The organism is Dactylosporangium sp. CS-047395 (genome assembly GCF_050942185.1).
GTDB lineage: Bacteria > Actinomycetota > Actinomycetes > Mycobacteriales > Micromonosporaceae > Dactylosporangium.
In genome coordinates this window covers 7,020,547-7,041,490 of record NZ_CP192015.1, presented here as the reverse complement: position 1 = coordinate 7,041,490, position 20,944 = coordinate 7,020,547, and the positions used below count along the sequence as shown (strand labels likewise).

At 73.2% G+C, this 20,944-nt stretch carries 25 protein-coding genes; 13 read left to right on the top strand and 12 right to left on the bottom strand.

The genetic code is table 11. The features are described from left to right. Nucleotides 1–44: 44 nt before the first annotated feature. Nucleotides 45–1,154, bottom strand: a complete 1,110-nt coding sequence (locus ACQP00_RS33200; RefSeq protein ID WP_433202913.1) for a glycosyltransferase — start codon at nt 1,152–1,154, stop codon at nt 45–47. A 54-nt stretch (nt 1,155–1,208) separates the two neighbouring features. On the opposite strand from ACQP00_RS33200, the gene ACQP00_RS33195 reads away from it, so the two are divergent. Together ACQP00_RS33195 and ACQP00_RS33190 are read left to right on the top strand one after the other, a co-directional pair. Beyond that, nucleotides 1,209–2,105, top strand: a complete 897-nt coding sequence (locus ACQP00_RS33195; protein WP_433202910.1) for a bifunctional helix-turn-helix transcriptional regulator/GNAT family N-acetyltransferase — start codon at nt 1,209–1,211, stop codon at nt 2,103–2,105. Continuing rightward, a complete protein-coding gene (locus tag ACQP00_RS33190; RefSeq protein ID WP_433202907.1) occupies nt 2,102–2,452 on the top strand; it encodes an endonuclease/exonuclease/phosphatase family protein in 351 nt (116 codons plus the stop codon). Before ACQP00_RS33195 ends, ACQP00_RS33190 begins: the two co-directional genes overlap by 4 nt. Here the strand turns inward: ACQP00_RS33190 and ACQP00_RS33185 are convergent. Beyond that, nucleotides 2,419–3,312: a GNAT family N-acetyltransferase gene (locus ACQP00_RS33185; protein ID WP_433202904.1), complete on the bottom strand. Its 894-nt coding sequence runs from the start codon at nt 3,310–3,312 to the stop codon at nt 2,419–2,421. The genes ACQP00_RS33190 and ACQP00_RS33185 overlap by 34 nt on opposite strands. A gap of 209 nt (nt 3,313–3,521) precedes the next feature. Between ACQP00_RS33185 and ACQP00_RS33180 the strand changes: the two genes are divergently transcribed. Then, nucleotides 3,522–4,760, top strand: coding sequence for a hypothetical protein (locus tag ACQP00_RS33180; protein ID WP_433202901.1), 1,239 nt, complete (start codon nt 3,522–3,524; stop codon nt 4,758–4,760). Nucleotides 4,761–4,850: 90 nt separating this feature from the next. Next, the gene (locus ACQP00_RS33175; RefSeq protein WP_433202898.1) at nt 4,851–5,411 is read left to right on the top strand and encodes a hypothetical protein; all 561 of its coding nucleotides are present in this window, start codon (nt 4,851–4,853) and stop codon (nt 5,409–5,411) included. Nucleotides 5,412–5,450: 39 nt separating this feature from the next. Here ACQP00_RS33175 and ACQP00_RS33170 read toward each other — a convergent pair whose 3' ends face one another. From ACQP00_RS33170 to ACQP00_RS33160, 3 genes are read right to left on the bottom strand one after another with little or no spacing between them, the layout of a single operon-like run. Then, complete coding sequence (locus ACQP00_RS33170) at nt 5,451–5,630, bottom strand: hypothetical protein (protein ID WP_433202895.1); 180 nt, start codon at nt 5,628–5,630, stop codon at nt 5,451–5,453. 26 nt (nt 5,631–5,656) lie between these two features. Further along, on the bottom strand, nt 5,657–5,920 hold the full coding sequence (locus ACQP00_RS33165) for a DUF3618 domain-containing protein (protein ID WP_433202892.1): 264 nt from the start codon (nt 5,918–5,920) through the stop codon (nt 5,657–5,659). 59 nt (nt 5,921–5,979) lie between these two features. Beyond that, complete coding sequence (locus ACQP00_RS33160; RefSeq protein WP_433202889.1) at nt 5,980–6,432, bottom strand: anthrone oxygenase family protein; 453 nt, start codon at nt 6,430–6,432, stop codon at nt 5,980–5,982. Nucleotides 6,433–6,512: 80 nt separating this feature from the next. Here ACQP00_RS33160 and ACQP00_RS33155 point away from each other — a divergent pair, with 80 nt between their 5' ends. Then, a complete protein-coding gene (locus tag ACQP00_RS33155; RefSeq protein ID WP_433202886.1) occupies nt 6,513–7,178 on the top strand; it encodes a TetR/AcrR family transcriptional regulator in 666 nt (221 codons plus the stop codon). 31 nt (nt 7,179–7,209) lie between these two features. Beyond that, a complete protein-coding gene (locus ACQP00_RS33150; protein WP_433224077.1) occupies nt 7,210–8,103 on the top strand; it encodes a DUF3500 domain-containing protein in 894 nt (297 codons plus the stop codon). A 13-nt stretch (nt 8,104–8,116) separates the two neighbouring features. On the opposite strand, the gene ACQP00_RS33145 is transcribed toward ACQP00_RS33150, so the two are convergent. Further along, nucleotides 8,117–8,938, bottom strand: coding sequence for a transglutaminase-like domain-containing protein (locus ACQP00_RS33145; RefSeq protein WP_433202883.1), 822 nt, complete (start codon nt 8,936–8,938; stop codon nt 8,117–8,119). A gap of 55 nt (nt 8,939–8,993) precedes the next feature. On the opposite strand from ACQP00_RS33145, the gene ACQP00_RS33140 reads away from it, so the two are divergent. From ACQP00_RS33140 to ACQP00_RS33125, 4 genes are all read left to right on the top strand, one after another. Further along, a complete protein-coding gene (locus tag ACQP00_RS33140; RefSeq protein ID WP_433202880.1) occupies nt 8,994–9,428 on the top strand; it encodes a DUF6158 family protein in 435 nt (144 codons plus the stop codon). A 93-nt stretch (nt 9,429–9,521) separates the two neighbouring features. Beyond that, nucleotides 9,522–9,785, top strand: coding sequence for a hypothetical protein (locus tag ACQP00_RS33135; RefSeq protein ID WP_433202877.1), 264 nt, complete (start codon nt 9,522–9,524; stop codon nt 9,783–9,785). Nucleotides 9,786–9,798: 13 nt separating this feature from the next. Continuing rightward, complete coding sequence (locus tag ACQP00_RS33130; RefSeq protein WP_433224075.1) at nt 9,799–10,839, top strand: NAD-dependent epimerase/dehydratase family protein; 1,041 nt, start codon at nt 9,799–9,801, stop codon at nt 10,837–10,839. 104 nt (nt 10,840–10,943) lie between these two features. Further along, a complete protein-coding gene (locus ACQP00_RS33125; protein ID WP_433202874.1) occupies nt 10,944–11,264 on the top strand; it encodes an STAS domain-containing protein in 321 nt (106 codons plus the stop codon). Here the strand turns inward: ACQP00_RS33125 and ACQP00_RS33120 are convergent. From ACQP00_RS33120 to ACQP00_RS33105, 4 genes are all read right to left on the bottom strand, one after another. Beyond that, nucleotides 11,248–12,300 carry a glucose 1-dehydrogenase gene (locus ACQP00_RS33120; RefSeq protein WP_433202871.1) on the bottom strand — a complete coding sequence of 351 codons (1,053 nt, stop codon included), beginning with the start codon at nt 12,298–12,300 and terminating at the stop codon, nt 11,248–11,250. The two genes, ACQP00_RS33125 and ACQP00_RS33120, sit on opposite strands and share 17 nt — an antisense overlap. 216 nt (nt 12,301–12,516) lie before the next feature. Next, complete coding sequence (locus ACQP00_RS33115) at nt 12,517–13,959, bottom strand: hypothetical protein (RefSeq protein WP_433202868.1); 1,443 nt, start codon at nt 13,957–13,959, stop codon at nt 12,517–12,519. 18 nt (nt 13,960–13,977) lie between these two features. Beyond that, entirely contained in the window at nt 13,978–14,184 is a 207-nt protein-coding gene (locus ACQP00_RS33110; protein ID WP_433202865.1) for a hypothetical protein, read from the bottom strand. A 79-nt stretch (nt 14,185–14,263) separates the two neighbouring features. Then, nucleotides 14,264–15,583, bottom strand: a complete 1,320-nt coding sequence (locus ACQP00_RS33105) for an extracellular solute-binding protein (RefSeq protein WP_433202862.1) — start codon at nt 15,581–15,583, stop codon at nt 14,264–14,266. A gap of 126 nt (nt 15,584–15,709) precedes the next feature. Here ACQP00_RS33105 and ACQP00_RS33100 point away from each other — a divergent pair, with 126 nt between their 5' ends. From ACQP00_RS33100 to ACQP00_RS33090, 3 genes are read left to right on the top strand one after another with little or no spacing between them, the layout of a single operon-like run. After that, nucleotides 15,710–16,795 (top strand): diguanylate cyclase domain-containing protein, encoded by a 1,086-nt coding sequence (locus tag ACQP00_RS33100; protein WP_433202859.1) that lies wholly within the window; start codon nt 15,710–15,712, stop codon nt 16,793–16,795. A 39-nt stretch (nt 16,796–16,834) separates the two neighbouring features. Beyond that, nucleotides 16,835–18,442, top strand: a complete 1,608-nt coding sequence (locus ACQP00_RS33095) for a methyl-accepting chemotaxis protein (protein WP_433202856.1) — start codon at nt 16,835–16,837, stop codon at nt 18,440–18,442. A 26-nt stretch (nt 18,443–18,468) separates the two neighbouring features. Beyond that, nucleotides 18,469–18,756 carry a YggT family protein gene (locus tag ACQP00_RS33090; RefSeq protein WP_433202853.1) on the top strand — a complete coding sequence of 96 codons (288 nt, stop codon included), beginning with the start codon at nt 18,469–18,471 and terminating at the stop codon, nt 18,754–18,756. Between the two features lie 3 nt (nt 18,757–18,759). Here ACQP00_RS33090 and ACQP00_RS33085 read toward each other — a convergent pair whose 3' ends face one another. Together ACQP00_RS33085 and ACQP00_RS33080 are read right to left on the bottom strand one after the other, a co-directional pair. Continuing rightward, nucleotides 18,760–18,939 carry a hypothetical protein gene (locus tag ACQP00_RS33085; protein ID WP_433087995.1) on the bottom strand — a complete coding sequence of 60 codons (180 nt, stop codon included), beginning with the start codon at nt 18,937–18,939 and terminating at the stop codon, nt 18,760–18,762. Between the two features lie 69 nt (nt 18,940–19,008). Further along, nucleotides 19,009–20,895: a glycosyl hydrolase family 18 protein gene (locus ACQP00_RS33080; RefSeq protein ID WP_433202850.1), complete on the bottom strand. Its 1,887-nt coding sequence runs from the start codon at nt 20,893–20,895 to the stop codon at nt 19,009–19,011. Between the last annotated feature and the right edge of the window lie 49 nt (nt 20,896–20,944).

Genomic DNA, 20,944 nt, shown 5'->3' with positions numbered 1-20,944 from the left:
GGCGGCCCGCACACCCGGGACCGCCGCCCGGAGGTCGTGCGCATTCAGGGCAGCCGCTGAGCGCGTAACGTCCGCCATACCTGGTCGGGTTCGGGCGCGGCGCGGATCTGGCCGGCGATGCGTTCGGCGCTCAGACGGTACACCGGGGAGGTCAGCACTTCCCGAACGGCCTCGGCCGAGCGGACCGGGTCGTCGACCACGAGGCCGGCGCCGGCGGCCGCCACGCGTTCGGCGTTCATCGGCTTCTCGGCGCCCTTCGGCCACAGGACCATCGGGATGCCGTGGCTCATCGCGGCCAGGACGGTGCCCGCGCCGCCGGCCGCGACGATGGCCGACACGCCGGAAGCCAGGACCTGCGCCATCGGTACGAATCCGATGAACCGCACATTCGCCCGTGCATCGGTCAGCGCGTGCTCGACGCCCGGTGGCACCGCCGCGAGGACGTCCACGGTGTCCAGCGCGGCCACCGCGTCCACGAGCGCGTCGAGCATGGCCGCATCGAGCAGCACCGTGCCGAGCGTGATGAGCACCCGCGGCCGCGACCCGGGCGGCGGCACCTCGGCGGGGCCCGAACCGGCATACGCCCGCGGCCGGATCGGCAGCCGGTCGCGCGCCGGCGTCCAGCCCGCGGCCTGCAGTGCGGGCGGCCACGGATCGACCAGCGCCGTCCGCCGCGGCCGGGACAGCCCGAGCGCCGCGTACCGGGGTGCGAGCCGCTCCTCCATCGCCGGCCCGAGCGCCGGCGGCGAGACCGGCAGCCCGATCGCGTGCCGGACCAGCGGCACCCCGAGCGCGGCGGCGACCATCGGGCCGATCGTGTCGTACTCGTCGGCGACCACGGCCCGCGCCCCGAACGCGCGAGCCTGCTCGAGCGTCGCGCGGAACGTCACGTCGACGAGCGTCCCCGCGAACAGTTCGGCCACCGGCGCGACGTTTTCGTGCATGGCCGCGCCGCCGGTGCGCCGGTCGTTCTCGGCGAGCAGGTCGGCGATGTCCGGCCCGCCCGGCAGAACCGGCAGCCGGCCGACCAGCCCCGCCAGCGCCGGCGGGGCGGCCACCGCGACCTCGTCCCCGGCCGCGACGACCGCCTCGGCGAGCGGGAGGAGCGGCAGGAGATGCCCATGGATGGGTACCGCGGTGAACAGCACGCGCATGGCGCTGTTCTACAGCATCTGGCGCGCCGGGCATTCGCTGACTAAAGTCAGAGAATGGACGTGCGGGCGATCGGTCAGGTGCGGCGCTTCAACCGCACGGTCACGCAGCGGGTGGGCGCGCTCGAGGACGCCTTCCTGGCCCGCGACCGCCCGCTGGGCCAGGCGCGGCTGCTGTGGGAGATCGGCACCGAGGCCACCGACGTGCGCGAACTGCGCGCGCGGCTGGATCTGGACTCGGGGTACTTCAGCCGCCTCCTGCGCGCCCTGGAGGCCGACGACCTCGTGGTCGTGGCGCCGAGCCCGGCCGATGCGCGGGTGCGCACGGTACGGCTGACGCGGGCCGGCCTGGATGAGCGATCGGTGCTCGACCGCCGCTCGGACGAACAGGCCGCGGCCATCCTCGAACCCTTGAGCCCCGGCCAGCGCGACCGCCTCGTGGCCGCGATGGCCGAGGTCGAGCGCCTGCTGCTGGCCTCGATGGTGCACATCGCCCCGCTCGACCCGCGCCACCCGGACGCCCGCCGGTGCATCGCGGCGTACTACGCGGAACTCGCCGAACGCTTCCGGGCCGGCTTCGACCCGGCCCGCAGCATCTCGGCCGCCGACGACGAACTCACCCCGCCGGCGGGCGTCCTGCTGGTGGCGACCCTGCACGGCACCCCGGTCGGCTGCGGCGCGCTGAAGTTCCACCCCGGCGCCCCGGCCGAGGTGAAGCGGATGTGGGTGGCCCCGACCGTGCGCGGCCTGGGCCTGGGCCGCCGCCTGCTGGCCGAGCTGGAGTCCACGGCCGCCGCGGACGGCGCTTCCGCCCTGCGCCTGGAGACGAACGCGTCGCTGGGGGAGGCGATCGGCTTGTACCGCAGCGCCGGGTTCCGGGAGGTGCCCGCCTTCAACGACGAGCCGTACGCCCACCACTGGTTCGAGAAGCGGCCGATAGGGTCGGCCGGGTGATCACGGTGGTGACGTGGAACGTGCTGCACCGGGTGCACGCGGCGAACCATGCCGACGAGACGGTCGCGCAGTGGCCCGATGAGCGCCTGCGCACCGCCGCCGTCGCGGACCTGGTCGCGGCGCGCGACGCGGATGTCGTGGCGCTGCAGGAGGTGAGCGGGGATCTGCTCGTGGCGCTGCGGGCGGCCGTTCGGGATCGGGCCGTGCACGCGTTCCGGTATCCGCGGGTGCCCACCGTGCGCGCGGGTGCCCAGCAGCTGGCCGATCCCGGCGAGTATCTGGTGCTCATCGCGGACGGCGGTGGCCGGTCCGATCACAACCTGGTCGTGGCGGGCGTGCGGCGGTAGACGGCGATGTGCTGGTCGACGACGAACCCGGCGCGGGTGTAGACGGCCGGGGCGCCGGTCGGGTTGGCGGAGTCGGCGTCCAGGGTGGCGGTCCGGTAGCCGGCCTGTTCGGCGGCGGCGAGGACCGAGGTCAGCAGGGCGGCGGCGATGCCGTGGCGGCGCCAGGGCTGGGCGGTGCCGACCTGTCCGATGTAGAGGGTGCCGCGGTCGTACGGCAGCACGTACGCGACGATCGCGTCGTCGACCATCGCCAGGCGGGCCAGCTCGGGGCGGAAATGCGCGGCGTCGACCGTCGCGGCGGACCATTCGGCCCAGCTCTGTTCCTGGTGGCCCCAGAGACCGTGGAAGGCGTCGGCGTGCACACGGTACAACTGCTGCGTCTGGGAAGGGTCGAAGCCGGTGATCCGGACGGTGCCGGGTGCGGGGATCGCCGGGACGCCGGTCGGGGCGGACATTTCCAGGAAGTAGCGCATCGGGGTGAACCCGGCGCGTTCGAACAGCCTGATCGCGTGCGTGTCGCTCACGGCCGCGATGACCTGTGGTTCCCAGGTGCCGGCGTGGGCGAGCTGCCAGGCCAGCAGGTCGCGGCCGATGCCCTGGCCGCGGTGGGCCGGGTCGACGGCGCCGATGAGCTCCACGTGGTCGCCACCCTCGGGTGGGCGGGGGACGAGGGCGGCCGCGATCAGGCGATCGTCGGGGTCGAGCAGGGCGCGGGTGTCGGGGGAGCGGCGCAGTTCCTGCTCGACCTCGGACGCGGCGTAGCCGCCCCGCCCGCCGCCGGCCACCATGGCCGCGTTGATCAGGTCGGCGATGGCCGCGGCGTCGTCCAGCCGGCACGGGCGTTCCCGCAGCTGCGTCATGCGCTCCTCGAGTGGTCGCGAGATCCAGGCGCCGGCGGCTGTTTTCGGATTCGAACCGGAATATGCCAGAAGTATCCGCCGGCTGCGCACCGTGACCGACCCCGAGTCTAGGCCCTGCCCGGCCGCCGCCGCACCGGGTTATTCCCGGAAAAGTGCCAGCCCGAGCGCGCGTGACGCCGGGGTCGGGTGGGCGGGCTTACGGTGCCGCCATGACGAGATCCCGCACCGGCACCCTGGTGGCGCTGGCGGCCGCCGTGGTGGCGGCCGCGGCGATCCTCACCGCCCAGCTGGTCACCCTGGGCTCGGCGCCGACCGCGTACGCCGCGGTCGCGTTCGCCCGCGCCGGGAACGTCGTCAAGGCGGGGGAGAATCCCCTGTACGCGATCCAGGCCGTCCTCAAGGGACAGTCGGCGGCGATGCTGCACGGCGATCGCGACGCGTACCTGGCCGCGTTCCCGGACGCGGGCGCCGAGGTGCGCGAGCGCGCCGGGCGGCGGTTCGACTCGCTCACCGCGCTGGCCGTGCGGCGCTGGGACCTGACCACGAACGGCATCCCCAGCCAGGTCAACGGTGTCTGGCGGCTGCCGGTCGCGGTCGGATACTGCTTCGACGGGCCGGACTGCACGCCGATCCCGCTGCTCGTCGACACCGAGTGGACGGTCGAGCGGGGCCGGGTGCGACTGGCCGGGTACGAGCAGACGAACCGTCCGTGGGACACCACGAAGCTCACCGTGCGCAACGGCGAGCGGGTCACGGTGGCCGGCCCCGAGTCGATCGACGACACGGTGCTCGACCGGCTGCTCAAGGCCTCCGAGGCGGCCGCGCCCGTCGACGACCGGGTCGCGACCTCGTTCGGCGGGCCGCCGCCGCGCTACCTCGTGTACGTCGCCGGTGAGCAGGAGTGGACGAGCTGGTACGACAGCGACACCGAGAACGCCGCCGCGTACACGATCCCGTTGCAGCCCGGCACCTCCGAGGTGATCGTCGCGCGCGGCTCGGTCCGCGGCGAGGCCTCGGTCCGCACCCTCATGACGCACGAGTTCGCGCACGTGGTGACCCTCGACGGCAACCGGCCGCCGGCGGCCGGATGGTGGCTCACCGAGGGCATCGCCGAGTACGTCGCGAACGGCGACGGCGGCGCCCTGCGCGACGACCTCGACTCGGTGCGCGCGTACCTCGAGGCCGGCCGGTGGGACGGCACCGTCGCCCTCGGCCCGCCCGCGGACGGCACGAAGCTGGAGGACGCGGTCGCCCGGTACGGCATCGCGCTGCTGGCGGTGACCTACCTGGCCCAGCACTTCGGCGAGGCGAGGCTGTTCGCGTTCTTCACCCAGGTCGTGCGCAAGGGCGCGACCCTCGACGCGGCCGCGCGGTCGGCGCTGGGCGCGGACTGGCCGGCGGTCGCCAGGGACGCCGCCGCCTCGGTCCGCGCGGCGGCGGCGCAATAGGGTCGAGTGGCCAGGTGGCGTTCGCGCATTGTGGTAGGTGCGTTGACGATCCATTGCGTCGCCGTGGCGGTGGGTCGCACAATCTTGTGCGTGCGGACCGACGGCTCACCCTATGCGGAGATGGTGGCCGCGTTCGTCACGAGCCGCCTGCCGCTGCCCCCGATCCCGAAGCCGATGCGCGCGCAGCTGCGGGCCGTGCGCGAATGGTGCTGGGCGACGCGCGACATCGACGCGTTCGCGATGTACCTGTTCGAGGGCGACTTTCCCGCCGACGTCCTGGCCGGCCGGGTGCCCGACTACGTCGCGGTGAGCCACGCGGGGCACGGGGTCAACTCGTACGCGGTGAACTATCACCTCGTCTGCGGCCCGCTCGCCGTCTTCATGCAGGTCGGCTGGGGCGGCGTGTACACCGACAACGCCGCGGCCGCCCGCCGGCTGGGCCGGCTGTGGAAGCGGTGCGAGAGCCTGCACGAGGCGGGCGCCGCCACGACCGGCGGCCGGGTGGTATGCCTGTTCAGCGAGCTGCGCGGGATCTCGGCGTGCGGCCCGGTCCCCGACCCGGCGGACCCGGACGTGCACGCCTTCCTGTCCGCCAATCGCACCGCGGGCGAGGACGCCTTCGACGTGGCCGAGCGGCTCCTGAGCACCTGACCCCCGCCGCCGGGGCAGCGGGGGATTTAGGCGGCAGGGCTAAACGGCGGAGGGCGGGTTCGCGAGGTTGCGCGCGGCCTCGCCGACCTGGCTCAGCGTCGGGTTGTCCCGCACGCGGCGGGCGTTGTCGACGATCTGCTCGTACTTCGCGCGGCCGGCGCGCGTGCCGAGCACGTACCCGACGGCCAGCCCGGCCGCGATGGGCAGCAGCTTCATCATGATCTCCTCATTGGGGGTAGCGATGTTCAGCGGTGCCGGGCACCGCGGACGATCAGGGCGATGACCGCGCCCACGAGCAGGGTCGCGCCGGCGGCCAGGACGAGTTGCGTGCGCCGCTCATGCAGGCCGGCGGCGGCGCGGTGCACGGTGCGGTCGGTCGCGGCCTTCGCGCGCGCCTTCACGTCGGCCTTGGCGGCGAGCGCCTCGACCGTTTCGCCGAGCGCCGCGCGGGTGCGCACGATCTCCGCGCGCAGCGCCTCGGGGTCGTTCACGTGCCCGTCCGCCGTCACCCCGCCCCACTCCTCCCGATCGCCGCAGCTCGCGTTCCCACCAGAACCAAAGCCAAAACCTATCCCAGTTGTACCGCCAGTGCCCCCACGAAGCACGCAAACGCCACGATCGCCGCCGCCGAGCGCAGCACGTCGATGCGCTGCCACCGCTCGACGACCGCCCGCCAGTCCCCGGGCGGCGCGTCGGCGTCCCAGTCGACGACCTTCATGTTGATCGGAACCGTCCCCAGGAACGAGAAGAGCAGGAACGCCACGAGGGCGGCCAGGCCCGCCCACCGCCAGCCCGCTCCGGCGCCGCCCGCCCCGATGAGCACGGCCACGGCGACCGCGACGGTCGGCAGCATGAGCGCCGGCACCACGACCCGCAACCGGCGCACGAGCGCCACCCGGGCGCGGATGTGCGCGCGGTCGTCGAGCGCGCGCAGGGCGGGTTGCACGCCGTACCGGACGATGAACTCCTCACCCGCCAGCAATCCCGCGAGGATCACCCCGACCGCCTGCAGTAGAGCCACGCACCCTCCCCGGAGAAAATTTCAGCGACTGCAAGTTCACGGTAGCAGGATTTTTGCAGTGACTGAAGTACAGTGGCGGGGTGAGCGACACGGCGGTCACCTGGCTGCCCGAGGGCGGCGGGCTGCGCGAGCGCAAGAAACGGCAGCTGCGCGCCCGGCTCTCGGCCACGGCGACGCACATGTTCCTGGAGCGCGGCTTCGACGCCGTGCGCGTGGCCGAGATCGCCGACGCGTGCGGGGTGTCCGAACGAACCGTCTTCAACTACTTCCCGACCAAGGAGTCGCTGCTCCTCGACCGGTTCGACGACACCCTCACCGCGCTGCGCACGGCCCTGGCCGACCCGGCCACCGCCCCGCTGCCGGCCGCGCTCGCCGTCCTCGACGCCGAGCTGGACGCCCTCGTCTCCTGGCTGTCGGCCCAGCCCGACCCGGCGGCGGCGAGCGAGCAGGTGCGCCGCTTCCGCGAGCTGAGCACGAGCACGCCCGAGCTGCGGGCCCACCAGCACGACATGAGCGACCGCCTGACCGGCGCGATCACCGAGCTGCTGGCCGCCAGCGCGGACGGTGCCGACTGGTCACCCGAGGCGCACATCGCCGCCGTGGCCCTGGCCGGCCTGTGGCGCGTCCAAGCGGCCAGCCTGCGACGCCACCCGCACGACAAGCCGGCCGCCCTGCGCACCGCCGTGCGCGGCGACGTCGACCGGGCGGCCACAACGCTCGCGCCGATGTTCTCCCGGATCGGGTAGAACTGGACCCATGACGACGACTGCCGCGGCCATGCGGGACGAGGCGTCGCGGCTGTTGCGGGCGGCGCCGACGAGCGTGCGGGTGCCGTTCGAGGACGGGCAGCGGCGGTGGATCGAGTACCGGCCGGCGCCGCGGCCCGGGGTCTCGCTGCACGAGCTGGAGCTCGACGGGCGCAAGGCCGCGCACCGGCTGCTCGCCACGGCGCTGCGGCCGCACGCGTTCGCGCAGGCGATGGGGGTCGTGGCGCTCGAGGAGGTGCTCGATCGCCGCGAGGGGTACACGCGCGGCCGGCACAGTGACGACTATCGCGTCATCGTGTTCGGCGATCCCGATCCCGCCGGGCGGTGGGGCTGGCGGTTCGAGGGGCACCACGTGTCCGTCACGATGACCCTCGACGGCGACGCGGTGTCGCCGACGCCGGTGTTCCTCGGGGCGAATCCCCTCGCGACGCACTACCGGGGCCGTCCGGTGCTGCGGCCGCTCGGGCCGGAGGAGGATCTCGGGTTCGAGCTGCTCGCCGAACTCCCGGAGTCGCTGCTCGCCCAGGTGGTGCGCAAGCCACAGGCGCCGGTCGACATCTACAGCGGCCCGCGCGCGGACGTGGTCCCGCCGCCGCCCGGCATCGCGGCGGCCGAGCTGCCCGCGGTGGCCCGGGAGCGGCTGGACGAGCTGGTCGCGGTCTATCTGGAGCGGCTACCCGCGGACGTCGCACCGGCCGTGGACCGGGACTCGCTCAGCTTCGCCTGGGAGGGGCAGACCGCGCGGGGCGGACGGTACTACTACCGGGTGCAGGGGCCGGACCTGCTGATCGAGTTCGACAACACGACCGCCGACGGCAACCACGCCCACACGGTGCTGCGCCGGCCCGCGGCGGACTTCGGCGGCGACATCCTGGCCGAGCACCGCGCCGGCCATCCCCACTGACCACCGGCCGGGATCAGGGCACGGTAATTTCGGCGGTGCCTTCGTCCAGGGGCAGGTCGCCGACGACGATGGCGTGAACGTCCAGCGTGGACAGCTCCGCCGTGCCGGCCTGCACCGTGGCGAACGCCGTCGTCGCCGCGTCCGCGCCCGTGGCGATGCGCAGCAGGCTCTGGCGCGGGGCGAGACGGGTCGCGTCGACGATTCGCCAGACGCCGTCGATCGCCACCTCCGCGACGGCGTGGAAGTCCATCGGGGACAGGCCCGGTGCGTAGACCGCGGCCGTCCGCGCCGGGATGTCCAGCGCGCGCAGCAGCGTGGCGACCAGGTGCGCGAAGTCACGGCAGACGCCCGCGCCGGTGAGCAGCGTGTCGGCGGCGTCGGTGGTGCCGGTGCTGGCCCCCGGCTGGTACAGGGTCCGTTCGTGCACGAACCGCGCGACCGCGGCCACGGTCTCGCGCACCGCCGCGGCGTCGAACGGGTCGATCGCGCCGAACTGGCGGGTGGCGAAGGGGGCGAGGCGGTCGCTCGGGCAGTACCGGCTGGGGCGCAGGGCTTCGATGCGCGCCAAGGGTGCGACCTCGGCGGGCGCGGGGGAGAGGCTCGCCTGGACGTCGTAGGTGATCTCCAGGCGGCCCGGGCCGGGGCGCAGGACGTGCAGCCGGCCGCCGTCGCGCGACTCGACCAGCGTGGCCGGAACGTCGGCGCCGTCGAGTGTGGCGGCGAGCGAGTCGGTCACGGTGACGCCGGGGCGGTGGGCGGCGGCGATCTGCAGGACGATCTCGGCCGGGGCGGTCACGTCGAAGGCGAGCGTGCAGCCGGCCGTCACCTCGGTCATCGGCGAACCGTACTCACTTTGTTGGTTCGCCGCCAGCGGGGGTAACCCACCGGGCATGGACGAGGTCGAAAAGTTGCTCGACGCGGTGTACGCCGGGAACGAGCGCGTCACCCGGGAGGAGATCCACCGGCACGCGGTGGCCGCCGAGGCGCCGGGCGCGGTGATCGACGCGGTCGACGCGCTGCCGGAGGGCGAGTACGCGTACGACGAGGCGAGTGAGGCGCTTGCCCAGCTCAAGTCGCGCGACGGGGCCGCCTCGACGACCGGTGGGGTGCCGCCCGAGGGACTGGACGACACCGACCTGTCGCGCGAACTGCGCCACCTGCACGAGACCCGCGACGACACGTTCCGCCACGGTTCGGAGCAGGCGCTGGCCAACCACGACGCCCGCACGGCCGAACTCGAGGCGGAGTACCTGCGGCGCTTCCCGGACCGCGCCGTCGACCCGCACCGCCTGCGGCCCGGCGGCGCCGCGGGCGAGGACCGGTAGGCGGATTAACCCGATTGGCCCGCTCGGGGCGGGGTATCGGGTGATCGACCGGCCGCACGGCCGGAGACCCCGCCGATCATCAAGGAGCCAAGCATGGCGCTCAACGACGACGACATCACGACCACCAGCGCAGCTGGAGCCGAGGGACCGGCCGACGGCGGCGCCGTGCCGAGTGCGCACGACGGTGGGGCCGACGGTGGCGCGGCGCCCGACGAGGGTACCGCCGACGGCGGCGCGAACGTCGAGGGTGAGGACGGCGGAGCGGACGGCGGCGCCGACGAGGGCGTGGCCGACGGTGGCGCCGACCCGGCGGTGCACGACGGCGGGGCCGACAGCGGCGCCGGCGGCCGGGCCTGAGGAGGCGATGACGTTGCGAGTGGTCGTCGTCGGAGCGTCGGGCAACGCCGGCACCGCGCTGCTGCGCCGCCTGCGGGCCGACGGCGGCCACCGCATCGTGGGAGTCGCGCGGCGGTTGCCGAGCGGCGCGGAGTACAGCGGGATGGTTTGGCGCTCCTGTGACATCGGCGCCCCGCAGGCCGTCGGCGAGCTGACCGGGATCTTCCGGGACGCCGACGCCGTGGTGCATCTCGGGTGGCAGATCCAGCCGAGCCACGACCGGACGGCGTTGCGGCGGACCAATGTGGACGGCAGCCGGGCCGTGATCGACGCCGCCGTCGAGGCCGGCGTGGGCGCGCTCGTCGTGGCGTCCTCGGTCGGCGTGTACGCGCCCGGGCCCAAGGATCGCCGCGTCGCCGAGGACTGGCCGGCGACCGGGGTGGCGGCCTCGTCGTACAGCCGGGACAAGGTGACGCTCGAAGGCATGCTCGACGCGGTCGAGGACCGGCTGCGCGTGGTGCGGCTGCGGCCGGGGCTGATCTTCCAGCGCGATGCCGGGTCCGAGATCGCGCGCTATTTCCTCGGGCCGCTCGTCCCGGTCCGGCTGCTGCGCTTCGGGCGCGTGCCGGTCATTCCGGACAATCCGCGGCTGCGCCTGCAGGCGGTGCACGCCGACGACGTGGCCGACGCGTACGCGCGGGCGCTCACGTCCGAGGTGCGCGGTGCCTTCAACATCGCGGCCGATCCGGTGCTCACGCCGAGCGTCGCGGCCGAGATGTTCCACGGGCGGACGGTTCCGGTCGCGTCGAGCGTGCTGCGCACCGCGGCCGCCGTGACGTGGCGGATGCATCTGCAGCCGGTCGACGCCGGGTGGGTGCAGCTCGCCCTGAGCGCGCCGATCATGGACACCACCCGGGCCGCGACCGAGCTGGGCTGGCGTGCCACGGTCGACGCCACCGACGCGCTGCGCGAGCTCGCGGCCGGCATGGCCCACCGCGCGCACGCCGACACGCCGCCGATGTCGGCCAAGTGGCGCGCTCCGGGTCGACTGCCGGGCACCGGGAACCCCTACTGAAGGGTTACCCGGCATCGGGTAAGCCCTTTGTCTGACGTTTCGCGGCCTCGAAGCTGTACTCACGTTCCGCGATCGCGGCATACCGTGACCGACGGTGATGCTGCATGAACTTCGAGAGCATGGAAGTCACGACCGTCGTGCGGCGCGAGTCCCCGCGGATCGTCCGGATGTCGGTCCGCGGCGACCTGGACGCGGCCAACGCCGACCTGCTGCGCGGGGCGTTCGAGGCGGCCGTCGACGACGGTCACGCGCGCGTCGAGGCCGACCTCGGCGGGGTCACGTTCTGTTCCCTGTCGGGCCTGGCGGTGCTGCTGGCCGTCCGGCAGCGGCTGGGCGAGCGGTTCGTGGTGCTCGACGCGCCGTCCGGAGTACGGCGGCTGCTCGGCATTCTCAACATGAGCGACGTGCTCACCGGCCCAGTGTGAGCACGACCTTGATGTCGTCCGGCCGCGCCTCGAGCGCCTCCGCGAACCGATCGAGCGGCACCCGCCGCGTGATGAGGCTCGCCAGCCAGCCCGGATCGGCGGCGGCCAGGGCCTGCGCGGCCGCGGTGTAGTGCCGCGGGTTGGCGTTGACCGAGCCGACCACCACGTCGTTCTCCAGCACCATGCTGCGGTTGGCCTCGCCGAGGTCGACGGAGATCCTGCGGCCGGCGGACGAGACCCCGGTCAGGCACACGATGCCGTAGGCCCCGGTCCCGGCGATCGCGTCGAAAACGACCGACGCCGCCCCGGTGGCCTCGATGATGATGTCCGGCCGCAGGCCCTCGGTGACGTCGCTCACCGGCCCGCTGTGGTACGTCGCACCGAGCGCCTCCACCGCCCGCACCTTGGGCCCGCTTTCGGCGCGGTCGAGCACGTGCACGTCGAGCCCGCGCTGGACGCCGAGCAGGGCGGCGAGCAGCCCGATCGGCCCGGCCCCGGTGACGAGCACCCGCTCCGGCGCGAAGTAGGCCCGCGACCCGACCCGCTCGACCTGGTCCCAGGCCTTGGCCACGACCGACGTCGGCTCCAGCAGCACCCCGGTCTCGGCCAGGGCCGGATCGAGCTTGATCGCATAGTCGGGCTCGATGCTCCACTGTTCGCTGCCGTACCCGTCGAGCTCCTTGATCCCCCGCTCGCTGTACTCCCCGTTGCGGCACATGTCGAACTCGCCGTGCGCACAGGCGGGGCAGGGCCGCGGATCGGGCCGCCGGACGATCCCGACGACGAGGTCGCCCGCCGCGAAGCCGGACCCCTCGGGCGCGCGGCGGACCCGCCCGAGCGACTCGTGGCCGAGGACGAGCCGGTCGTGGCCGGGCGGCGCCCAGCCGTATTCGCCGGCGACGATCTCGCGGTCGGTGCCGCAGATCCCGAGCGCGAGGCCGTCCACGAGGAGCCGGCCCCCGTCGGTGTCGGGCTCGGGCACGTCACGAACCTCGGCGGTGCCGGACTGCAGCGGTACGACGGTCAGCGCTCGCATGCCGCCCTGGGTACCCATCGCGACCGGTCGGCATGCACGCCCGACGAAGTCCACAGTGGACACGTTCGGGTGCGGCGGATCGGGCGGATCCGCCGCACCCGTGTTGCGCTCGCCACCCGCGGTTCGCAGTCGATAGGGCAGTACGAAGGCGGGGGTTTCAACGGCCGGCGCCTCGTCGCACCGACCTGCAACTTGCATTCCCACGCCTCTGTACCGCTAAACACGACGCCGTCGGTCGATGTCGGCGGCGGCCGCGCGGAGCCGGTCCCGCAGCTCGTCGTCGTGCCAGGCGATGTCACCGTCCCGGCCGGCCGTGACGAGCGCCCGATCCCGCCCGGCCAGCTCCAGCAGCCGCGGCGTGACCGACGCGTCGCCCAGTTCGGCGAGCAGCTCGACGGCGGCGAAGGCCGGCCGGTGGGAGCCGCCCGCGACGCAACGCAACAGACCCGGCAAGAGCCGTTCCGCGGGTGTACCGAATGCCAGCGCCGCCCGCGCCGCCGCCACTCCCGGCAGCCCGTCGTCCCCGAGCCAGGCCCCGATCGCGCCACGCAAGCGCCGCGCATCGGCCAGGCGGGCCAGGTCCAGCGCATCGGGCGCGAGGGTCCGGTTGTCCAGGCACTCGCTCGCGACCGCGGCCGGAATCTCGGTCTCGCCGGTCGCGGCCCACAGCGCGCGGGCCGCGTCGAGCCGCTCGCGGCGATGCCGGTCCCGATCCGTCGCGACGGTCCGCAGCTCGCCGACCGCCACCCGCGCGACGACCGCCGGCGTGGAGCTCTCAGGGACGCCGTCGAGCCGGGTCAATGTTCGCGCCGCGGCCGGGAAGTCGGGTGCCAGGGCGGCGAGCTCGGCGCGGACCAGTCCGGCGGCCTGACCGCTCTTGCCCAGCACCTCGAGGGCCTCGTCCCGGGTCGCCGGATCGGCGAGCAACGGCCCGAGCAGCGGCACGAGCCGGAACCGGGCACCGCGGTCCCGCCGGAACAGCTCCTCCATGGCCCACAGCTCCGGCCGCTCCCGCAGCAGCCGCTCCTGGAGGGCGGGCGGCGCGTTGAGCAGCAACTCGACGACGGGCTCGGCCTGGGCCCGCCACTGATACGGCAGCGCGATACGCTCGTCCACGATGTCGGCCGGCACGTCGTCGGGCAGCGCCGACCCGCTCCGCTGCAACGCCAGCGCGGCGGCGAGCCGCACCGCCGGCTCCTCGTCGCCCAGCGCCGCGCGCATGACTTCCGGCGCGAGGGCCAGTGTGAACAGCAACGCCACCCGCAGCTCCGGATCGCGCGCGCCGCCCCACATCGCCGCGACCCGCTCGCCCGGTACCGCCCCCACCTGCATCATGAGATAGAGCGCGGCCGCGCATACCTGCTCGTCGCCGTCATCGACCAGCGCTACGAGCGGCACCGCGACCGCTTTGAGCGCGGCCTGGACGGCGGGCAGGGCGTCGCCGTACGAGTGCATCGGATCGGCCAGCATCCCGACCCACACGACGAGCAACGCCCGATCGACCACGGCCCGCGCCGCCGCCTCGACGAGCAGCGGCACCGCGTCCACGGCCTCCGGGAACAGCCGCCCCTGGTGCTGGATGTTCTCGTCGATCTCCCGCCACGCGGCCTCGACCCGCGCGGGATCGCCGGCGGACAGCTCACGGATCAGCTCCATCACGCCGGGCACCGTACCGGTTCACTGGCCCGGCCCGAACACCGCGGCGACGGAGACCCGGTACACCCGCAGGGCGCGATGCCGGATCGGCTGCCCCCGGCCCGGGGCGTCCTTCAGCGCGGCCAGGTCGTCGATCAGCCCGGCCGCCGGGAAGCCGTGCTCCAGCCACCCGAGCGCGAGGCCGGTCCAGTAGTCGGCGTCCTGGGCCAGCGCGCACCGCACCAGCATCGGCAGGAAGGGGCCGGCACCGGTGGCGGCGACCTCCTCGGTTCCACAGCATTCAAGGTGCCGTCGTCGCTGATGGAGGTTAGTTGATGCCGGTCTGGGCCGGGTCCTGGAGGGCGTCGTCGATGTCCTTCGTGGTGCGCTGGAGGATCTCCTCGACCTGGGCGCGGGTCAGGGCGTCCGGCGCGTGCCACAGATCCGCCAGGTCCTTCGCGATGATGCTCTCCACCACGATCCAGGCCGGGATCGACGGGTACATCCGGCCGGCCGCGATCATCGTGCGGAAGGCGGCGTACGCCGGGTCGGACTCCAGGCGGGTTCCCGCGATCGCGGCGGTGCGGGCGGGCCACAGGCCGGAGGAGACGCTGTACCGGCGCTGGCTCTCCTCGCCGGTCAGGAACTTCACCCACTCGAAGGCGGCGTCGGGGTGCTTGGCCGCTTTGAGGATGGCGAGGCCGGAGCCGCCGAAGAAGCCGAAGCGGCCCTCCTTGCCGGCCGGCATCGGGGCGGTGCCCCAGCCGTTCTTGAGGCCTGGGCGGTCCGGGTCGGCCAGGTAGTCGCCGACCGACTGGGAGTTGTCGATGGTGATCGCGCCGGTGCCGTTGGCGAAGGCCTCCGGTACGTCGCTGGAGGTGAGCTTCATCGCCGCCGGGTCGTCGTACTGGTGGACGAGGCGCTGGTAGTACTCGACGCCGTCGACGGCGGCGGGCTGGTCCAGCAGGGACTTGGCGCCGGAGGTGTCGAGCAGGTTGCCGCCCGCGCCCCAGATGAAGGGGGCGACGTTGTGAATGATGCCGAAGTTGTTCTCGTTGCCGATGGCGAGCGGCCACACAGTACCGTTGCCGGCTTTGATGGTTTTGAGCGTCTGCTCGAAGGCGTTCCAGTCGGTGAACGCGGTCGCCGGGTCGATGCCGGCCTGGGCGAGGACGTCCTTGCGGTAGAACAGCGCGCGCACGTCGGTCAGCCAGGGCAGCGCGGTGATCTCGTCGGAGCCGAGGCGGTGGCTGGCGCTCCAGGCCGCCGTGGCGAAGACGTCCTTGCCGCCCACCTCGGCGATCTGCGCCTCGGTGTAGGGCCGCAGGGCGCCCAGGGCGCTGAAGCCGCCGACCCAGGTGGTGCCGAGCACCGTCACGTCCGGGCCCTCGCCGCTGGTGGTGGCGGTGCTGAGCCGGGTGAGCGCGTCGCTCCACTGGATGCGCACGGGGTTGATGGTGATGCCGGGGTGCAGCTTGTGGAACTCCTCGGTCTCCTGGACGACCGCGCGGTCCTGGATCGGGCCGCCGTACGGCATGTACCAGAACTCGAGGGTGACGTCCGGGTCCGAGCCGGTGCCGCCGGCCTTCGCGCAGCCGGCCAGGGCGAGCAGGGCGGCGGCCGCCGCGAGCAGTGCAGTGCGCCTCATCACACCGCTCCTATCGACCGGTCGCAGAAGTGGATGAGCCGAAAACCCAAGGTCGGCCGAGCAGCGGTCGATAGTCGAACCGTGCACGCAACGGTGGCAAACTCGTTGTCGTGGCGGTGGCCACGGGTGCTGGCGCTCGCCCTGGTGCTGCTCGCCGCCGTCACCGTGGCCAACATCGAGCTGCACGGCCGCAGCCGCGCCCACGAGGGGACCCGCGCCCAGCTCAACGAGCTCAACGTGCTGCTGCACGAGGAGAGTTCGCTGCAGTGGAAGACCCTCGCGAGCCGCAACACGCCCGTCAAGGTGGCCCGGGAGCTCGGCGCCATCCGCTCGCGCGAGCGCGCCATCCTCGACAAGTTGCCCGGGTCCGAGGGGCTTTCCAAGCAGGTTTCCGGGTACCACGCGGTGCTCGACCAGGAACTCGGTCTCCTCGGCGTCGGCAAGACCGCCGAGGCCCTCGCGGTGGAACAGGGCCGGACGGACCCGGCGTTCGTCGTGCTCGCCAGCACGCTGCAGCGCCTGGAGGAGTCGGAGACGGCGGCCGCGGATCTGGCCAAGACACTCGCCGACTTCACGCTGATCCTGGCGATGGCGGCCGCGGTGGCGGCGATCGGGCTGCTGCTGTATCGCTTCGAGCGCGAGCACCGCGCCTCCATGCGCGCCCGGGAGGAGCTGCTGCGCCAGCAGCAGGAGGCCCTGGAGACGCTCGCCGAGCACGAGGCCCTCGTGCGCCACCAGGCCGCGCACGACCCGCTCACCGGGCTGCCGAACCGGCGCGCGCTCACCGAGCTGCTCACCGGCGCGGCCGGGCGGCAGGCGCTGCTGCTGGTCGACCTGGACGAGTTCAAGCCGGTCAACGACCGTCTCGGGCACGCCGCCGGCGACGAGCTGCTGGTCGCGGTGGCCGGGCGGCTGCTGGACGCGGCCGGGGCGGGCACCGTGGTCCGGCTCGGCGGCGACGAGTTCGCGGTGGTCCTGGACGCCGACGAGGCCGCGGCGGTCGTGGTGGCCGAGCGGATCGTGGCCGCGGTCGCCGAGCCGTTCGAGATCGCCGGGACGAGCGTAGGCATCGGGGCCAGCGTCGGGCTGGCCACGACCGCCCGGGCCGGCGACGGTGACCGGCTGCTGCGGGAGGCGGACGAGGCGATGTACCGGGTGAAGCAGAGTACCAAGGGCGGCTTCGCCGTGTCCTGCGTCATGACTGCTCGGTAACTTGGGCCGCCTGCCGAACTCCGGGGCATGGTAAATCTTGTGCGTAGGGTCCGGCTCCGCACCCGGCTGGCGCTCGCGTTCGCCGTCATGAGTGCGCTGTTGGCCGGGATGGCCTTCATCGGGGAGCGCGGATCGGCCGCACAGGCCACCGCGAGCGAGGGGATCGGGCCGCTGCAGACGCTGTCGCGGCAGGTGATGCAGCTGAAGTTCCGCGACGCCGACGTGTCCGGCTGGCAGGTCGCCTACGCCGGGGACGTGGCCACGCTGGGCGGGGCCGCGGCGACCGCGGACACCTCGCCCAACCGGAAGGGCTACCTGGCCTCGGCCGCCTCCCTCCAGACGGAGCTGGACGCGGTCGACACGAGTCTGCTGACGCCGGCCGAGCGGCAGCTGTTCGACACCATCGCGAGCGGTTTCACCGCCTTCCTCAACTACGACGACCAGATCGTCACGTTGTACCGCGCGGGCTCCGTCGCCCAGGCCAAGGCGCTGATCGAGGGCGCGGGGTACGACGAGTACTACAAGATCCTGGACGCCACCGGCAAGCTGGTGGACTCCGTGACCGCCCGGACCGCGGCCGCCGCCGAGCACAGCGCCCAGGTCTCCCACGACAGCCGCCGCACGCTGGTGATCGCGATCGTCATCGCCGTCACCCTGTCGGCCGCCATCGCCACCCTGCTCGCCATCGTGATCACGTGGAGCGTGGTCCGCCCGGCCGAGCGGGTGATCGGCGGCCTGCGCGAGCTGGCCCGGCGCAACCTCGCCGTCGAGCTGCCCGAGGACGGCCGCGACGAGGCGACCGACATGGCCCGCGAGTTCAACGCGGCCGTCACCGGCATCCGGGAGGCGGTCAGCCAGGTCGGCGACCGGGCGGCCGCGCTCACCGCGGCCGGCCGGGACCTGACCCAGCTGTCCGGGCGCCTCGACGGGCAGGCCGCGACCACCAGCGGCCAGACGGTCCAGGTGGCCCGGGCCGCCGACGACATCTCCGGCAACGTCGCCACGCTCGCCTCGGCCGCCGAGCAGATGAACGCCGCGATCGACGAGATCGCCCGCAGCACCAGCGTGGCCGCGACCGTGGCCGGCGAGGCGGTGGCCGGCGCGGCCGCGACCTCGGCGACCGTGGCGCAGCTGTCGGAGGCGAGCGCGGAGATCGGCGCGATCGTCAAGACCATCACCGCGATCGCCGCCCAGACCAACTTGCTCGCCCTCAACGCCACGATCGAGGCGGCCCGGGCCGGGGAGGCCGGCAAGGGCTTCGCCGTCGTCGCCAGCGAGGTGAAGGACCTGGCCCAGGAGACCACCCGGGCGTCGGAGGAGATCGGCACCAAGATCTCCGCCATCATGGAGGAGACGGCGCGGGCCGCGGCGGCCATCGGCGGGATCTCCACCGTGGTCACCCGGGTCGCCGAGGCGCAGCAGACGATCGCCGCGGCCGTCGAGGAGCAGACCGTCACCACGGCCGAGATCAGCCGCAACGTGGGCTCGGTGGCGGCCGGCTCGGCGGAGATCGCGGCCACCATCGCGGCGGCGTCGAAGAACGCGAGCGCCACCACGGTCGAGGCGGCCGCGGCTCAGCGCGCGGCCGGCGACCTCGCCGCGATGGCGGGGGAACTCAGCGGGATTGCGGGCTCGTTCAAGTACTGACGCACACTTGTTCTTTTGGAGGTTGTGTGGATCTCGTCCTCGACGTCGTGCTCATCGCGTTGCTGGTGTTCCAGCTGCTGCTGGTCGCCCGGGCCGTGCTCGACTGGAGCGCGGTGCTGGCCGGGACGCCGGCGCCGGGCGGGGTGCGGGCCCAGGTGACCCGCGCGGTGTGGGCCGTCACCGAGCCGGTCCTCGCCCCCGTCCGCCGGGCCCTGCCCCCGCTGCGCTTCGGCGGCGTGGGCATCGACCTGGCGTTCATCATCGTCTTCCTCGGGATCATCCTCCTGCGCGCGATCCTCGGAAGGCTGTACTAGTGCTCACGCCGGTTCCGGCACGCCGCCGTCCGGGGGCGGGTCGCCGTCGCCCGGCATCGGCTCGGCCGGGGCCGGCGGCAGCGTCTCGGGGGTGTCCGGCAGGAGCTCACCCGGGTCGTCGGGCACCGGCTCGCGCGGGTCGATCGGCGGGTACTGCTCGGGATCGAGCTCCGGTTCGGTCATGATCCTGAGTATGCCGCCCGGACGGGAAATCCGCCGGGCGGCACACTCAGGTCGTCGTGCAACAGGCCCTCAGCAGGCGCCGTTGTCGGTCCACACGCCCGAGCCGCCGGTGGTCGGGGTCTCGCCCTGGGTCCACCACTTGGCGGTCCACTTGTGCCCGCCGTAGCTCACCGACTGGCCGCCGGTGTAGGCGGTGCCCGCGTTGTACGGCGAGAGGCCCGCGCAGTTCCCGGTCCCGCCGGTCGGGGTCGGGGTGGTGCCGCCGCACGCCCCGTTGTCGGTCCACACGCCCTGGCTGTTGTTGCCCGGGATGTCGCCCTGGGTCCACCACTTCGCGGTCCAGGTGTGCCCGCCGTAGGACACCACGGCGGCGCCGTTGTAGGCCGTCCCCGCGTTCCAGGCCGGGGCCGAGCAGGTGCCGCCGGTCGGGGTCGGGCTGGCGCTCGGGCTCCGGCTCGGCGACGGGCTCACCGAGGCGCTGCGCGACGGCGAGACGGAGGCGGTCGGCGAGGTCGTCGAGCAGCCCGCCGTCGCTCCGTTGGTCGAGTTGACCACCTGGTTGAACAGGGTCGCGTTGCTGTCCAGGGCCTCGAGGGAGTACATCATCGCCCCGGCCAGGCCGTTGCAGTGCTGGTAGTCGGCCTTGGCCTGGATCGACTGGGCGTTGTCACCCGACCAGAACGTGCTGCCGTCGTAGAAGTACGACGACTTGGTGGTCTGATCGAAGTACGTGTACGACGGGTTGTCCACGAAGCCCGTGAGCTCCTTGTAGAACGACACGCCGGGCACGTTGCCGGACATCGCGTGGCCCGTCGCGGGACTCGCCGCCGGCTGGTACAGCCCGTGGTTCGCCCCGGCCGGCACGCCGGTCCAGCCGCGGTAGTAGAACGGGTACCCGATCGTCGCCTTGCTCGCCGGGAACCCGCCGGGGATGCCGTAGCTCGCGTCGCCGTTGACCCACGCCTTCACGGCGGAGTCGATGTTGTACTTCCCGTTGCCGGGCGCGATCACCGGGCTCGGATCGTTCGGCGAGCCGTACAGCGGGTCCTGGAAGTTCGCCGGGCCCTGCGGCTCGAATCCGCCGTGCATGTCGTAAGTCATGATGTTGGCGTAGTCGAGGTACTGCCCGACCTTGTTCGTCTCGATCATGCGGATCTTGTCCTGGCCGGCCGGCACCGCCGCGGTCAGCCACTTCTTGCCGCCGCCGAGCGCGTCGAGCTGGGCCCGGAACTCGGCCATGAGCAGCGTGTAGTTGGTCTTGTCGGCGGCGCTGTAGTGGTTGCCGGTGTGGCCCGCCGCGCCCGGGTACTCCCAGTCGATGTCGATGCCGTCGAACACGCCCGCACCGGAGCCGGCGCCGCCGTAGCCGTTGCGCACCGGCAGGTTGCCCTTGATGAAGATGTCGATGCAGGAGCTGACCAGCCGCTTGCGGTTGGCGTCGGTGGAGGCGGCGTCGGAGAAGTACTTCGAGTAGGTCCAGCCGCCGATCGAGACCAGGATCTTGAGGTTCGGGTACTTGGCCTTGAGCTTCTTGAGCTGGTTGAAGTTGCCGACGAGGGGCTGGTTCCAGACGTCGGCGACCCCGTCGACGCTGATGTCGGCGCCGTAGGACTTGCCGTAGTCGGCGTACGAGTCACCGGCGTTGTCGCCCGCGTTCGGGTTGTTCTCGTCCTGCGACGCGGGGGAGTCGTTCTCGAAGCAGCTCAGCGTGGTGGGGTTGATGTTCTCGAACGCGTACACGAGGTAGTCGAGCTTGCCGGCCATGCCACTGGTGTCGAGGTTCTTGGGGTAGAAACCGTTGGCGTAGATGCCCCACTGCGTGAAGTAGGCGAACTTGACGCCTCCGCTGGTGGTGGCGGCCTGCGCCGTGGTGTTCAGCGTCGCGGTGGTCCACGCGACGGCGGCCGTGAGCACGGTGGCCGCAATGCCCGCGAAGAGCCTTCGGGGTCTGCGCATCTCGCTCCTCCTGTACCGAGAGCACTCCCATATAAACAGTTAAGGTTGT